12 protein-coding genes are annotated in these 13,629 nt (G+C 72.4%); 3 read left to right on the forward strand and 9 right to left on the reverse strand.

The window, feature by feature from the left end; translation table 11 throughout:
• Positions 1-167 precede the first annotated feature (167 nt).
• From IE330_RS11715 to metX, 3 genes are all read left to right on the forward strand, one after another.
• Positions 168-1,757: a hypothetical protein gene (locus IE330_RS11715; RefSeq protein WP_190135863.1), complete on the forward strand. Its 1,590-nt coding sequence runs from the start codon at positions 168-170 to the stop codon at positions 1,755-1,757.
• Positions 1,758-2,202: 445 nt separating this feature from the next.
• Positions 2,203-3,564: a bifunctional o-acetylhomoserine/o-acetylserine sulfhydrylase gene (locus IE330_RS11720; protein WP_190135864.1), complete on the forward strand. Its 1,362-nt coding sequence runs from the start codon at positions 2,203-2,205 to the stop codon at positions 3,562-3,564.
• The gene (metX, locus tag IE330_RS11725; protein WP_190135888.1) at positions 3,561-4,712 is read left to right on the forward strand and encodes a homoserine O-acetyltransferase MetX; all 1,152 of its coding nucleotides are present in this window, start codon (positions 3,561-3,563) and stop codon (positions 4,710-4,712) included. Before IE330_RS11720 ends, metX begins: the two co-directional genes overlap by 4 nt.
• A 100-nt stretch (positions 4,713-4,812) precedes the next feature.
• On the opposite strand, the gene ssuE is transcribed toward metX, so the two are convergent.
• The 9 genes from ssuE to IE330_RS11765 form a co-directional block, all read right to left on the reverse strand.
• Complete coding sequence (ssuE, locus tag IE330_RS11730; RefSeq protein ID WP_190135865.1) at positions 4,813-5,370, reverse strand: NADPH-dependent FMN reductase; 558 nt, start codon at positions 5,368-5,370, stop codon at positions 4,813-4,815.
• Between the two features lie 111 nt (positions 5,371-5,481).
• Positions 5,482-6,630 (reverse strand): LLM class flavin-dependent oxidoreductase, encoded by a 1,149-nt coding sequence (locus IE330_RS11735; RefSeq protein ID WP_190135866.1) that lies wholly within the window; start codon positions 6,628-6,630, stop codon positions 5,482-5,484.
• Positions 6,623-7,714, reverse strand: a complete 1,092-nt coding sequence (locus IE330_RS11740) for an LLM class flavin-dependent oxidoreductase (RefSeq protein WP_190135867.1) — start codon at positions 7,712-7,714, stop codon at positions 6,623-6,625. Before IE330_RS11740 ends, IE330_RS11735 begins: the two co-directional genes overlap by 8 nt.
• Positions 7,711-9,081: an NtaA/DmoA family FMN-dependent monooxygenase gene (locus tag IE330_RS11745; protein WP_190135868.1), complete on the reverse strand. Its 1,371-nt coding sequence runs from the start codon at positions 9,079-9,081 to the stop codon at positions 7,711-7,713. Before IE330_RS11745 ends, IE330_RS11740 begins: the two co-directional genes overlap by 4 nt.
• Before the next feature lie 21 nt (positions 9,082-9,102).
• Entirely contained in the window at positions 9,103-10,314 is a 1,212-nt protein-coding gene (locus tag IE330_RS11750; RefSeq protein ID WP_190135869.1) for an LLM class flavin-dependent oxidoreductase, read from the reverse strand.
• 72 nt (positions 10,315-10,386) lie between these two features.
• Positions 10,387-10,494, reverse strand: a complete 108-nt coding sequence (locus IE330_RS40025) for a putative leader peptide (protein WP_373314625.1) — start codon at positions 10,492-10,494, stop codon at positions 10,387-10,389.
• Between the two features lie 176 nt (positions 10,495-10,670).
• A complete protein-coding gene (locus IE330_RS11755) occupies positions 10,671-11,696 on the reverse strand; it encodes an ABC transporter substrate-binding protein (protein ID WP_190135870.1) in 1,026 nt (341 codons plus the stop codon).
• 29 nt (positions 11,697-11,725) lie between these two features.
• Positions 11,726-12,562, reverse strand: coding sequence for an amino acid ABC transporter ATP-binding protein (locus IE330_RS11760; RefSeq protein ID WP_190135871.1), 837 nt, complete (start codon positions 12,560-12,562; stop codon positions 11,726-11,728).
• Positions 12,559-13,539, reverse strand: a complete 981-nt coding sequence (locus IE330_RS11765; RefSeq protein ID WP_190135872.1) for an amino acid ABC transporter permease — start codon at positions 13,537-13,539, stop codon at positions 12,559-12,561. The genes IE330_RS11760 and IE330_RS11765 overlap by 4 nt, the downstream gene beginning before the upstream one ends.
• Positions 13,540-13,629: the final 90 nt, after the last annotated feature.

A 13,629-nucleotide genomic window follows, 5' to 3' on the forward strand; every position in this document is an offset into this window, starting at 1 on the left:
GTCAACACGATTAAAGAGGCACCGGCACCGGCACCGGCGCCGAGACGCCCGCGGTGTCGACCCGCGCGTGAGGGTGGTTGTCCGTACAACCATTCACTCCCTCCACGGGTCGAACGCGCGACACACTGGCAACACCCGATGGGGGAGCTTTGAAGAAGTTCACGGCAGTGCTGGCCACGAGCCTCGTGGCCTCCTCTGCCACGCTGATCGCCGTGCCCGCGGCGCACGCGGGCGGCGGCGACTCCCGCGGCCGGACGGAGACGGTGCAGGAGGGCGGCAAGATCTACGCCTCCTACGAGCACATGTCCTCCGGCTTCCGCCCGGAGGACGTCACGCTCAAGATCCACGAGAAGAACAAGTCCGAGGTCCTCGCCAGCGTCCGTCTCGTAGGCACCGACAAGTGCCCCGCGACGAGCGACTGTTACGAGAGCGTCTTCCGGTCCGAGCCCGTCACCCTGCCCGCCATGGGCTCCTACGTGATCGACGTCGTGGCCAGGGAAGGACAGGCGAACGAGGTCGTCCAGCAGTCGACCGGCTACCTCAACTACGGCCTCAACCCCAGGCTGACCCTCAGCAGCGACCGCCCGTGGGCCTCCTACGACCACCGCACCGTCAAGGTGTCCGGATCGCTGGTGGCCGAGGACCCGCGCACCCACGAGGTCAAGCCGTTCACCGATGTGGGCATCTACTACCGCGCCCAGGAGACCCGTGCCCAGGGGTGGGTGTGGACGAACGACGCGGGGCGCTTCACCACCACCGAGTACTACGACGAGAACAGCCCCGCCACCACCAAGTTCGAGTACATGTTCGACGAGCAGTACGCGTCGCTGAGCCTGCCCTTCCGCAAGCAGGAACTGAAGTTCACGGTGGACGCCCCCACCGGCACGGTCACCGCCCCGTACGGCAGTGAGATCCCCGTCCGGGGCAAGCTCACCCGTGTCGCGGACGACGGCACCGAGAAGCCCCTCGCCGCGGAGGTGCGGATCGGCACCGGTTCCGGCGCCGACAGCGTCGTGACGACCGGCGAGGACGGCGTCCTGGCCACGGGGTACACCGTCGTGCAGGGCGGGCGGGTGAGTGTCCGGCCGACCGAGTCGAACTGGTTCACCGCGCCGGCCCCGCACTCCTTCACGGTGGCCGGGCCCTCCCGGACGAGCAAGCTGTCGAAGGTCAAGGGCACGGTGGACAAGTACCGCAAGGTCACCTTCACCGGCGAGCTCGGCGTCACGGAGGGCTCGTACCCGGCGGGCACCAAGGCGAAGATCTCCATCGACCGCCGCTCCTCGGGCGGGTCCTGGACGAGCACGGGCACCTTCGACGCCGCGTACGGCGCCTCCTTCAAGGCGTCCTCGCCGAAGAAGGCGGACTCCGGCGCCCGGTGGCGGCTCCGCCTCGTCAACGCGGGCGTGACCGGTACGGGCGTCACGCTGGGGCGCACGTACACGAAGATCTGGAACGACGGCGTCTCGCCCGAGGGCGTGCGCAAGGGCGCGACGCTCACCGCCAAGGGCGGCCTGATGCACAAGCCGGGCTCCACCTGGCGGCCGTACGCCGGGCACAAGGTCCGCGTCTGGTTCAAGGCCAAGGCCGCCGGTTCCGCGTGGAAGGAGCTGGGCAGCACCACGACGCTGAGCGACGGCACGTTCAGCAAGAAGTTCACCGCGAAGCAGGACGGCACCTGGCAGATGCGGTACACGGACACGGCCTCGACCCACTACGCGGACCACGGGAGCGAGGACTACGTCGACGTCCGTTGACGAGCGGTCGACGCCCGCCGGCGAGCGGCAAGCGCGTACGAGGCGGCCCTTCCGGAATCCCTCCGGCGGGGCCGCCTTCGCCGGTTACCGCGCGGGAGCGGCGGCATCAGCGCATCCCGCGGCGGACCACCCGCAGCGGCACCGCCGCGGGCCGGGTCCCCGCCGATGGCCTCGGGGCGCTGGTGCGCGCCCGCCCTCATGTGATTGTCTGGCTCCATGACCGTGCTCGTGACCCGCCGCCACGTTGACTACGGGCGTGTCACCACCACGTGTTGTCCGGCCGTGAGCTGAGTCCGCGCTCCGGTCCCGACCAGTTCCCTCCCTCCGCACAGGGTCAGCCGCCGCCCGCGCTCCGGGCGTGACGGACAGCCCTGTGGTTCTTTCGCGCCTTCCCGCACCCCCGCACCAGGGGACGACCCCGCCTTCCGCGCAAGGGAGCACCACCATGAGCCAGCCCATCGACTCCGTCACCGCCGGCCACACCCCCGACGAGCCGCCCACCGGGCCCGACACCTCGGCCTGGTCGTTCGAGACCAAGCAGATCCATGCCGGGGCGGCGCCCGACCCGACGACCGGGGCCCGGGCGACACCGATCTACCAGACGACGTCGTTCGTCTTCCGGGACACGCAGCACGCCGCCGACCTGTTCGCACTGGCCGAGCCCGGCAACATCTACACCCGTATCCACAATCCCACCCAGGACGTCTTCGAGCAGCGCGTGGCGGCCCTGGAGGGCGGTGTCGCGGCCGTGGCGCTCTCCTCCGGCCAGGCGGCGGAGACCCTGGCGATCCTGACGCTGGCGGGTTCCGGCGACCACATCGTCTCCAGTACGTCGCTGTACGGCGGCACGTACAACCTGTTCCGGCACACGCTGCCGAGGCTCGGCGTCACGGTGTCGTTCGTGGACGACCCGGACGACCTCGAGGCGTGGCGGGCGGCGATCCGGCCGAACACCAAGGCCCTGTTCGCGGAGACGCTGGGCAATCCCCGGGGCAACGTGCTCGATGTACGGGGGGTCGCGGACGTGGCGCACACGGCGGGGCTGCCGCTGATCGTGGACAACACGGTCCCGACCCCCTATCTGCTGCGGCCCGTCGAGCACGGCGCGGACATCGTCGTCCACTCGGCGACGAAGTTCCTCGGCGGGCACGGCACGGCCATCGCGGGCGTGGTCGTCGACGGGGGCACCTTCGACTTCGGGGCGCACGCCGAGCGGTTCCCGGACTTCACCGAGCCCGACCCCAGCTACCACGGGCTGCGGTACTGGCCCGCGCTGGGACCGGGCGCGTTCGCCGTCAAGCTCCGCGTGCAGTTGCTGCGCGACCTCGGTCCCGCCCTCTCCCCGCACTCCGCCTTCCTGCTCCTGCAGGGCGTCGAGACACTCAGCCTGCGCATCGAGCGCCACTCCGCCAACGCCCAGGCCCTGGCCGAGTGGCTGGAGGAGCGGGACGAGGTCGCCGCCGTGCACTATCCGGGGCTCACGTCGAGCAAGTGGTACGCGGCGGGGCAAAGGTACCTGCCGAACGGTGCCGGCGCCGTGGTCTCCTTCGAGCTGCGGGACGGCGTCGAGGCGGGCAAGCGGTTCGTGGACGCCGTGGAGCTCTTCAGCCACCTCGCCAACATCGGTGACGTGCGCAGCCTCATCATCCACCCGGCGTCCACCACGCACAGCCAGCTCGACGAGGAGCAGCTCGCGGCCACCGGCACCTCCCCCGGCCTGGTGCGCCTGTCGGTCGGCATCGAGCACCTCGCCGACCTCAAGGCCGACCTGGAGGCGGGGTTCCGCGCGGCGAAGGGCGCGTCCTGAACACCGTCCTGACGCCGTCCGAGGTCCCCCTCCCGCCGGCCTCCGGGGCCTGGCGGGAGGGGGACCCGCCCGGGCGTCGCCAGTGGTACGAGCGTGACGCGCCGCTTCCCTTGGAGGCCGGCGGTGAACTCCCGGGCGTACGGCTCGCGTTCGAGACGTGGGGGCGGCTCGCTCCCGACCGTGCCAACGCGGTCCTCGTCCTGCACGCCCTGACCGGTGACAGCCACGTCGCCGGGCCCGCCGAGCCTGGGCACCCCACCCCGGGCTGGTGGGACGGGCTCATCGGCCCGGGGCGCGCCCTCGACACGGGCCGCTGGTTCGTCGTGGCCCCGAACGTGCTCGGCGGCTGCCAGGGCAGCACCGGGCCGGTGTCCCTCTCCCCGAGCGGACGCCGCTGGGGTGGTGGGTTTCCCCGCCTGACGCAGCGTGACCAGGTGGCCGCCGAGGCGGGCCTGGCCGACGCGCTGGGCATCGACCGCTGGGCCCTGGTCGTCGGCGGGTCGATGGGCGGGATGCGGGCGCTGGAGTGGGCCGTGTCGCACCCGGGGCGGACGCGGGCGCTCCTGCTGCTCGCGACGGCGGCCGCGGCGAGCGCCGAGCAGATCGCCTGGGCGAGCGTCCAGCTCCATGCCATCCGCGGCGACCCGCACTGGCGCGGCGGCGACTACCACGACGCCGGCCCCGGACGCGGCCCGCACGCGGGACTCGGCCTCGCTCGTCGCCTCGCCCACGTCACCTACCGCAGCGAACGGGAGCTCCAGGTCCGCTTCGGCCGGGCGCCGCAGGGCACGGAGGACCCCTGGAGCGGCGGCCGGTACCAGGTGGAGTCCTACCTCGACCACCACGCCGCCAAGCTCGTGCGCCGCTTCGACGCGGGCAGCTACGTCACGCTGGCGGAGGCCATGAACCGTCACGACGTCGGTCGCGGCCGAGGCGGTACGCGCGCCGCCCTGAGCCGTGTGACGGCCAGGACCCTCGTGGCGGGCGTCGACTCGGACCGCCTCTACCCGCTGTCCCAGCAGGCGGAGCTGGCGGCCGGGATACCCGGGGCGGATCGCGTGCGGGTGGTCGAGTCCCCGTACGGTCACGACGGCTTCCTCATCGAGGTGGAGCAAGTGGCCGCGCTCGTGCGGGAGCTCGTCGGCTAGACCGTGCCCGAGACCCGCGTGGGCACGGTCACGGCTCGCGGCCGGCCCGGGCGGCGGCCGCTCCGACGTCGCGGTGGGAGCCCGCGCCGCCCGTCCCCGCTCACCCGGCGGCCGCCAGCAGCGTCGTACGGCCGCCCAGCGCGGCCGAGAACTGGTCCGTCACCTGGGCGAGGGCCTCCGCCGAGCCGGGCGCGACGGTCAGTGTGCCGTCCTCCCCCACCGTGATGTCCTTGTCGAGCGTGAACCATCCCGGCGTGATGTGCGCGGGACCCATGGAGGCGAGGACCGGGCGCAGGGCGTAGTCGATGGCCAGGACGTGGGCGGGGGAGCCGCCGGTGGCCAGCGGCAGGACCGTCTTGCCCGCCAGGCCGTACTGCGGGAGCAGGTCGAGCAGGGACTTCAGCAGCCCGGAGTAGGCGGCCTTGTAGACGGGGGTGCCGATCACGACTCCGTCCGCCCGCTCGAACAGGGCGGTGGCCCGGACGATCTCCGGGTGGCCGAAGTCGGCCCCGAGCAGCGCCTCGGCGGGCAGGGTGCGGACGTCCAGAGCCGTCACCTCGTGCCCCTGCGCGACGAGCCGCGCGTCCAGGTGGCGCAGCAGCCGAGCGGTGCGGGAGGTGGCGGAGGGGCTACCGGAGACGGACAGAACAGTGGCCATGGGAGGACCTCTCGGTTCGTCGTTTCGTGTGCGGGCCGTGGTCGGGCGCGGGCGGCGGGGCGGGCCGCGCCGGAGCGGCGCGTGCGGCCGGTCGGGGGGTGGTTCCGGGCGTCAGCCCGGCTGGAGGGCGTGTCCGCGTCGGCGCCACTCCTCCGCGAGCAGTTCGTACGAACGGACGCGGTCCGCGTGGTCGTGGGTGATCGTCGTGATGAGCAGCTCGTCGGCGCCGGTGGCCTCCTGGAGCTGTTCGAGCCGGTCGGCCACCCGGCCCGGTGCGCCCACGAACTGGGTGTCGAGGCGGTCCTGGACGAGGGCCCGGTCCTCCTCGGTCCACGGGTGGGCGCGCGCTTCCTGCGGCGTCGGGAACGCGATGGCGCCCTCGGCGGTGCGGATGCTGCGGACCCACAGGGCGTAGCCGGTGGCGAGGGTGCGGGCGGTGGCGTCGTCCTCGGCGACGACGACGTCCGCCGAGACACTGACGTACGGCTTGTCGAGGAACGCGGAAGGCCGGAAGAAGGACCGGTAGCCTTCCACCGCCTCCAGGACCGTGGCCGGGCTGACGTGGTAGTTCGCCGCGAACCGCAGACCGTTGCGGCCCGCGACGGCGGCGCTCTGACCACCGCTGCTGCCCAGGATCCACACCTGCAGGTCGGCGCCCTCCCCCGGCACGACGTGCGCCTCGACGCCCTCCGGGGAGCGGTAGGTGCCGGCGAGCAGGGCGAGGAGGTCGTCGATCTGCTCGGCGTAGTCCGGTGACTCGGCGCCCGGCAGCAGGAGCAGCCTGCGCTGGAGTGCGACGCGGGGTGAGGCGAGCAGGTGCGCGAAGGAGAAGCGGGGCGGGATCACCAGGCCGTTCGGGGTGCGGCCGTCGACGACCGGGGTCGCCGTCGGCAGCGGTGCGGCCGGCTGCTCCGGCGGGCGGCCGCCCGAGCGGCCGAGGCCCAGGTCGAAGCGGCCCGGGTGCGCCGCGTCGAGCAGGCCGAACTCCTCCACGGTGGACAGCGCCGTGCGGTGTCCGAGCTGCACGGCGCCGGAACCGAGCCGGATGGTGGAGGTGGCGGATGCGGTCAGGGCCAGGACGACCGCCGGGGACGTGCCCGCCACGCCGGGGTTGAGGTGGTGCTCGGCGAACCAGTAGCGGGCGTATCCGAGGCGCTCGGCCCGCTGTGCGAGGTCGACGGAGTTGCGCAGGGCATCGGCCGCCGTCGCGCCGGAGGGGATCGGGACCAGGTCGAGGACGCCGAGGGCGGTGTCAGACACGGGCGGACTCCTGGATGAGCGGGGGCGCCGGGAGCACGGGTGCCCAGGCGAACGGCGGGTCGGGGATCTCGCGGCGCAGCACGGGGGCGACCTCGGACTGGAACAGCTCCAGGGAGGCACGGTGCCGGTCCTCCGGCAGCCCGCCGGCCTCGGCGGGCAGATGCAGCACGGTGTGGCCGAACTGTTCGTGGTAGCGGTGCACCTTGTCGACGACCTGCTGCGGGCTGCCGATCAGCGCGGAGCTGCGCTCGACGAAGTCCTCCAGCGTCTCGAAGACGACCGGCAGGCCCGCCTGTTCGAAGAAGGCCAGGTTGGCCTCGAAGACCGGCCGGTACGCGGCGAGGGCCTGCTGGGAGGTGGGGGCGACGTGGACGCCCGCCGTGCCCGCGCCGACGGCGATCCGTGCCGGGTCGTGGCCGTGGTGCTCCCAGCGCTCGCGGTAGTGGCGGATCAGCTCGGCGTACGGCTCGATGGGGTGGGTGACGTTCGCCGAGAACAGCGGGTCGCCGTAGCGGGCGGCCAGGTCGACCGACTCCTTGCTGGTCGCGCTGCCGTGCCAGACCCGGACCGGCCGCTGGTAGGGCCGCGGCCACACCTCGGCGTCCGTCAGCGGGGGGCGGAAGCGGGTGTCGGCGGTGACCTTGTCCTGGCGCCAGATGGTCCGGAAGACCTCGTAGCTCTCGGCGTTGCGGTCCCACTGGTCCTCGGGCGTGACGTGGAACAGGTCGCGCTGGGCGGCGCCGTTGCCCTTGCCGATGATCAGGTCGAGGCGTCCGCCCGACAGGTGGTCGAGGGTGGCGTAGTCCTCGTACGCGCGCACCGGGTCCAGCAGGCTGAGCGTCGTGACGGCCGTGAACAGGCGGATCCGCCGCGTCAGGGCGGCCACGTGGCTGAGGACGACGGTCGGGGACGAGGAGAGGAACGGCCGCTCGTGGCGCTCCCCCACGCCGAAGCCGTCGAAGCCCAGCTCCTCGGCGAGCAGCGCGCTGTCGAGCACCTCGCGGAAGCGTTCGTGGGTCGGCTTCGGCACGCCGGTGACGGGGTCCGGGCGGTGGACGATCAGGGTGATCGCGAGGAACTTCACGATGCCACCCGGTCGTCCACGGAGTCGGGGTGCGCGAGGCCGAGGTGGTCGCGGAGCGTCGTGCCCGCGTACTCGGTGCGGAACACGCCCTGTTCCTGCAGGAGCGGGACGACCTTGTCGGCGAAGGCGTCCAGGCCGGTGGGGGTGAGGTGCGGGACGAGGATGTAGCCGTCGCTGGCATCGGCCTGGACGTGGTCGTTGATGGTCCTCGCGACGGTGGCCGGGGAGCCGACGAAGGTCTGCCGGTTGCCGGTGTTGATGACGAGGTCGCGGATGGACCAGTGGTGCGCGGTGGCCAGTTCCCGCCACTCGCGGGCGGTGGCCAGGGGGTCGCGGTACATCCGGACCTGGGCGCGGCCCTGGGAGATGTGGTCGGTGCCGACGTCCGGGTCGATGTCGGGCAGCGGGCCCTCGGGGTCGTAGGAGGACAGGTCCCGGTTCCAGACGAACTCCAGGTGCTTGATGGCGGTGGCACCGCTGACCTGCTGTCGGCGCACCTCCTTGGCCAGTTCCCCGGCCTCTTCGTCCGTGTCGGCGAGGACGAAGGTGGCGGCGGGCAGGATCAGGAGCTCGTCGTGGCGGCGGCCGTACGTGGCGAGGCGCCTCTTGACGTCCGTGTAGAAGGCCTTGCCGCCTTCCAGGGTGGCGTGCCGGCTGAAGATGGCGTCGGCGGACGAGGCGGCGAACTCGCGGCCCTCCTCGGAGTCGCCGGCCTGGAAGACGACGGGGCGGCCCTGCGGCGAGCGCGGGACGTCGAACTGGCCGTGGATGTCGAAGTGCCGCCCGCTGTGGACGAAGGAGCCGGCTTTCGCGTCCCGCAGGAAGACGCCGGTGGCCTGGTCGGCGAGGATCTCGTCGGCGCCCCAGGAGTCGAACAGCTCGGTCGCCGTGGCCAGGAACTCCTTGGCGCGGGAGTAGCGCTCCTGCTGGGGGAGGAAGCCGCCGCGGCGGAAGTTCTCGCCGGTGAAGGCGTCCCACGAGGTGACGACGTTCCAGGCGGAGCGGCCGCCGGAGAGGTGGTCGAGGCTCGCGAACTGGCGGGCCACCTCGTACGGCTCGTTGAAGGTGGAGTTGATGGTGCCGGTCAGGCCCAGGTGCTCGGTGACGGCGGCGAGCGCGGCGAGGACCGTGAAGGTGTCGGGGCGGCCGACGACGTCCAGGTCGTAGATCTCCCCGCCCTGTTCGCGCAGCCGCAGGCCCTCGGCGAGGAACAGGAAGTCGAACTTGGCGCGTTCGGCGGTCCGCGCGAAGTAGGCGAAGGAGCTGAACTCGATGTGGCTGCCGGCCCTCGGGTCGCTCCACACGGTGGTGTTGTTGACGCCGGGGAAGTGCGCGGCCAGATGGATCTGCTTCAGCGGCTTGCTCATGGCGGGTGCGGTCCTTCCGGCTCAGGCGGTCGCGGCGTAGCGGTTGGCGGGGCGGGCGAGGCCCAGCAGGCCGCGCAGGGTGCCGGCCTCGTAGGCGGTGCGGAAGACACCCCGGCGCTGGAGTTCGGGGACCAGGGCGCGGGTGATGCCGGGCAGGTCGTGACCGGCGACGGCCGGCCGCAGCCGGAAGCCGCTGAGCCCCGCCTCGGCGAACTCCTGGAGCAGGTCGGCGAGTTGCGCGGGCGTACCGGCGAAGATCCGGGCATCGCTGGTGTACGGCTCCCCCGCGAGGGCGTCGAGGCGAGCGCGGCGGTCTTCCGCGGCGGTCCGCTCGTCGTCCAGGAAGACCACCACGTCCCCGAAGACGTGGAGGGGGTCGTCCGCCCGTCCGGCGCTCTCCTGCGCGGTGCGGATCTCGGCGACGAGGGCGCGGGCCTGGTCGGCGTCGTGCGGGGTGACGTAGCCGACGTCGGCCTGGCGGGCCACGAGCCGGTACGGAACGGCCTGGTGGGCGAGGGCGGTGACCAGCGGCTGGCCCTGGGGCGGGCGCGGGGTGATGGACGGGCCCTTGACGCTGAAGTGCTTGCCCTCGAAGTCGATGTGGTGCAGCTTGTCCCGGTCGATGAAGCGCCCGGTGGCCACGTCGCGTATCTCCGCGTCGTCCTCCCAACTGTCCCACAGCCGCCGTACGACCTCGATGTAGTCGGCGGCCTCGTCGAACAGCTCGGTGAGGCGCTCCTGTCCGGCGGGATCCTGGAGTTCCGCCGTGGTGATGGGCGGGAAGGCGCGGCGGCCGAAGTGGGCGGCCTCGTGCGGGCGGGCGGAGACCTGCACCCGCAGGCCCGCGCGGCCGGTGCTGACGTAGTCGAGGGTGGCGATCGCCTTGGAGATGTGGAACGGCTCCGTGTGCGTGGCGGTCACCGTCGGCACCAGGCCGATGTGACGGGTGAGGGGGGCGACGCGGGAGGCGGTCAGTACGGCGTCGAGCCGGCCGCGCACCTGGTCCGTACGGCCGTCCGGCTCGCCGTACCGGGAGGACTGCAGGGCGAGGCCGTCCTCGAAGGTGACGAAGTCGAGCAGGCCGCGCTCGGCCTCGGCGACCAGATCGGCCCAGTACCCGGCGGTGAACAGGTCCCGGGGGCGGGCGGCCTGCTCGCGCCAGGAGGCGGGGTGCCAGCCGGTGCCGTCCAGGGCGACCGCGAGGTGCAGTTGGGCGGGGGGAGTTGAGGACACGAGGGTGCCTTCCTGGAGGTCCGTAGGGGATCGCCGGCCCGCGGGAACGGGGCGCACGGCGCTGGGAACGGGTCAGGAACAGGAGCGACAGAGGGCGCCGGCCACGCGCTGGAGGTCGATGTGGGGCCGGCCGTGGAGGCGCACGGCACGCGGGGCAGTCGTCACCCGGCCCACCTCCATGTCATCGCCTTCGACAAGCACAACGGCGCGGGGATGCCGTTTCTTCCAGGACGGCGGCTCGGATCGCCGAGGGTGGTGACGGACATGGTCAGGCGGTCTCCGGGGGGGGCGGCTCGGGGTGTCCGAGCGGCGGGGACGTCGTCGCGGGGCGCCGGTGCGGCCCCGCCACACGGCGGTCAGGAGTTGTCGAGCGGCAGGCCGGGCGGGTTCACCTCGGACGTGGCGACGGCCTCGTTGGTGAGGTCGTACGCCTTGAGCCACTGGGCGTACTGTCCGTTCTTGATCAGGTGGTTGATCGCGGCGGCCAGCGGTTCGGCGAGGCCGCTGCCCTTCTTCGCCGTCGCCGCGATCAGGCCCTGCAGGCTCGCGCCGGCACCGGAGTAGGTGCCCGCGGTGCGGGTGGCGTGGGGCGTGCCGGCCGTCTGGCGGTTGTGGTAGGCGGCGCCGGGGTGGGGTCCGAAGGAGGCGTCGACCTTGCCGCTGTTCAGGGCCAGGTAGGTACTGGCGCTGTCCTGGAAGTACTTGACGGTGAGTTTCTTGCCTTCCTCGGCCAGCTTGTCCTTCCACTCCAGGAGGATCTTCTCCTGGTTGGTGCCGGAGCTGACGGCGATCGTCCTTCCGGCGAGGTCCTCGTGGTCGCCGTCGAAGTTCCAGGTGCTCTTCTTCGGCACGACGAAGGCGAGGTCGTCCTTCCGGTAGGAGGCGAACTCGTACTTCCTCTTGCGCTCCTCGGTGTCGGTGACGTTGGAGAAGGCCACGTCGACCTTGCCGCTGTCGATGCCGACGAAGAGGTTCTCCCAGGTGGAGTTCCTGATCTCGGTCTTGAGCCCGAACACCGCGGCCACCAGGCGGCCGAGGTCGGGCTCGGAGCCGGTGAGGGTCTTCTGGTCGTCGCCGACGTACTCCAGCGGCGGGGACCCGTCGGGCAGGGCGCCCACGCCGATCACCAGCTTGCCGCTCTTCCTGACGTCGGCGGGCAGCGCGGCGCTGATGGACTCGACCTCGGAGACCTTGACGGTGGTCCGGGTGGCGGCGCCGTTGGAGACCCGTCCGATGACCACCTCCCCTGCCGTGGCCGCGTCGGTGGAGGTGGCCGCGTCGCTGTCACCGCCGCAGGCGGCGAGCCCGGTGGCGAGGGAGGCGACGGTGATCGCCGCGGTGAGGCCGCGTATCAGGCCGTGTCGGGTGAGGTGGGTGCGCATGGCCGTTCCTTGTCACTGGGGTGGGGTGGTCAGAGGACCTTGCTGAGGAAGTCCCGGGTCCGCTCGTGCCGCGGTCTGTCGAGGACCTCGGAGGGCGGGCCCTGCTCGACGATCCTGCCGCCGTCGAGGAAGACGACCCGGTCGGCGATCTCGCGGGCGAAGCCGATCTCGTGGGTGACGATGACGAGCGTGGTGCCGCCGGCCGCCAGGTCCTTGATGACGGCGAGGACCTCACCCACCAGTTCCGGGTCGAGGGCGGAGGTGGGCTCGTCGAAGAGGATGACGCCGGGGCGCAGGGCGAGGGCGCGGGCGATGGCGACGCGCTGCTGCTGCCCGCCGGAGAGCCGGCGGGGGTAGGCACCGGCCTTGTCGGCGAGGCCGACGCGGCCGAGGAGTTCGCGGGCGAGTTCCCGCGCCTCGGCCTTGCCGAGCCGGCCGGTGGCGGCGGGGGCCGCGGCCACATTCTCCAGGGCGGTCAGGTGGGGGAAGAGGTGGAAGTTCTGGAAGACGAAGCCGATGCGGCCGCGCTGGGTGAGGATGGTCCGCTCGCTCAGCTCCTTCAGCCTCCCCCGGTCCTCGGCCGTGGGGACCCCCGTCCTCCTCCGGCCGCCCCGCCGCTTCACGCCGATCAGTTCGCCGTTGACGCTGACGTGACCGATGTCCGGCTTCTCCAGGTGGTTGATGATCCGCAGCAGGGTGGACTTGCCGGAGCCGGAGGGGCCCAGGACGACGGTGACCTCACCGGGGCGGACGGTCAGGTCGATGCCGCCGAGGACCAGGTGGGTGCCGTACCACTTGTGCACGTCGTGGACCTCGACGGTGGCGGCCGGGGCGTCCGCCGGGGCCTCGCGCGGCGTGGCGGTCATACGGCGGCCTCCCGGCGGATGCGGGCCCGCAGCTCGGTGACGCCGGTACGGAGCCTCCGCAGCGGCGTCGGCGGCAGCTCCCGGGTGGCACCGCGGGCGTAGTGCCGCTCGACGTAGAACTGGATGACGGAGACGACGCTGGTCAGGATCAGGTACCAGACGGTGACGACCAGCAGCAGCGGCACGATGTCGCCGGGGTAGGTGGAGCCCATGGTCTGCGCGGAGCCGAACAGGTCGAGCAGGGAGACGTAGAAGACCAGCGAGGTGGCCTTGATCAGGCCGATGAGCTGGTTGACGTAGTTCGGGACGATCGAGCGCAGCGCCTGCGGCAGGACGATCCTGCGGAACTGGTAGCGCTTGGGCAGGCCGAGCGCCGCGGCCGCCTCGTGCTGGCCCTGGTCGACGGAGAGGATGCCGCCGCGCACCACCTCGGCCGCGTAGGCGGCCTCGTTGAGGCTGAGGCCGACGACGGCGACGGCCATGTCGGTGGCGAGTCGCGACCCGTCGAAGGAGAAGAAGGCCGGGCCGAAGGGGATGCCGACGCTCAGCGTCTCGTACAGGGCGCTGACGTTGTAGAGGAAGAGCAGCACCACGATGAGCGGGATGGAGCGCAGGGCCCAGATGTAGGTCCAGCTCACCGCGCGGAGCACCGGGCTCCTCGACAGCCGGCCCAGGGCGAGGACGATGCCGCCGGCGAGGCCGAGGACCGCGCTGTAGGCGGTGACTTCGAGGGTGATCAGCAGACCGTCGAGGATGCTGGGGCGCAGGAACCAGTAGCTCCAGCGGTCCCACTGGTAGAAGGGGTTGGTGGCCAGTCCGTGCGCGAACTGGGCGACGAGAACGAGCACGACCGCGGTGACGATCCAGCGGCCTGGCCGCCGCAACGGCACAACACGCTGCGCTCGCAGGGGTTTTGACGGTCCGTCGGTGCTCGGCGCCTCGGCGAGGGCGACGGCGGCACCAGGGGGTTCACTCATGGTGGGCTCCGGCTGGGTGGGAGCACCCCGGAAGCACGGCGGCGCGCGGCGGCGCACACGCCGGCGGGGTACCGGGGGCGGGGAGGGCGA

The organism is Streptomyces longispororuber (assembly GCF_014656095.1).
GTDB lineage: Bacteria > Actinomycetota > Actinomycetes > Streptomycetales > Streptomycetaceae > Streptomyces > Streptomyces longispororuber.

What these genes read in the sequence shown, in the direction of transcription:
- IE330_RS11745 (WP_190135868.1), bottom strand. Translation starts at nt 9,081, where the DNA reads ATGAGCAAGCCGCTGAAGCAGATCCATCTGGCCGCGCACTTCCCCGGC.
- IE330_RS40025 (WP_373314625.1), bottom strand. Translation starts at nt 10,494, where the DNA reads ATGGAGGTGGGCCGGGTGACGACTGCCCCGCGTGCCGTGCGCCTCCAC.
- ssuE (WP_190135865.1), bottom strand. Translation starts at nt 5,370, where the DNA reads ATGGCCACTGTTCTGTCCGTCTCCGGTAGCCCCTCCGCCACCTCCCGC.
- IE330_RS11760 (WP_190135871.1), bottom strand. Translation starts at nt 12,562, where the DNA reads ATGACCGCCACGCCGCGCGAGGCCCCGGCGGACGCCCCGGCCGCCACC.
- IE330_RS11720 (WP_190135864.1), top strand. Translation starts at nt 2,203, where the DNA reads ATGAGCCAGCCCATCGACTCCGTCACCGCCGGCCACACCCCCGACGAG.
- IE330_RS11765 (WP_190135872.1), bottom strand. Translation starts at nt 13,539, where the DNA reads ATGAGTGAACCCCCTGGTGCCGCCGTCGCCCTCGCCGAGGCGCCGAGC.
- IE330_RS11755 (WP_190135870.1), bottom strand. Translation starts at nt 11,696, where the DNA reads ATGCGCACCCACCTCACCCGACACGGCCTGATACGCGGCCTCACCGCG.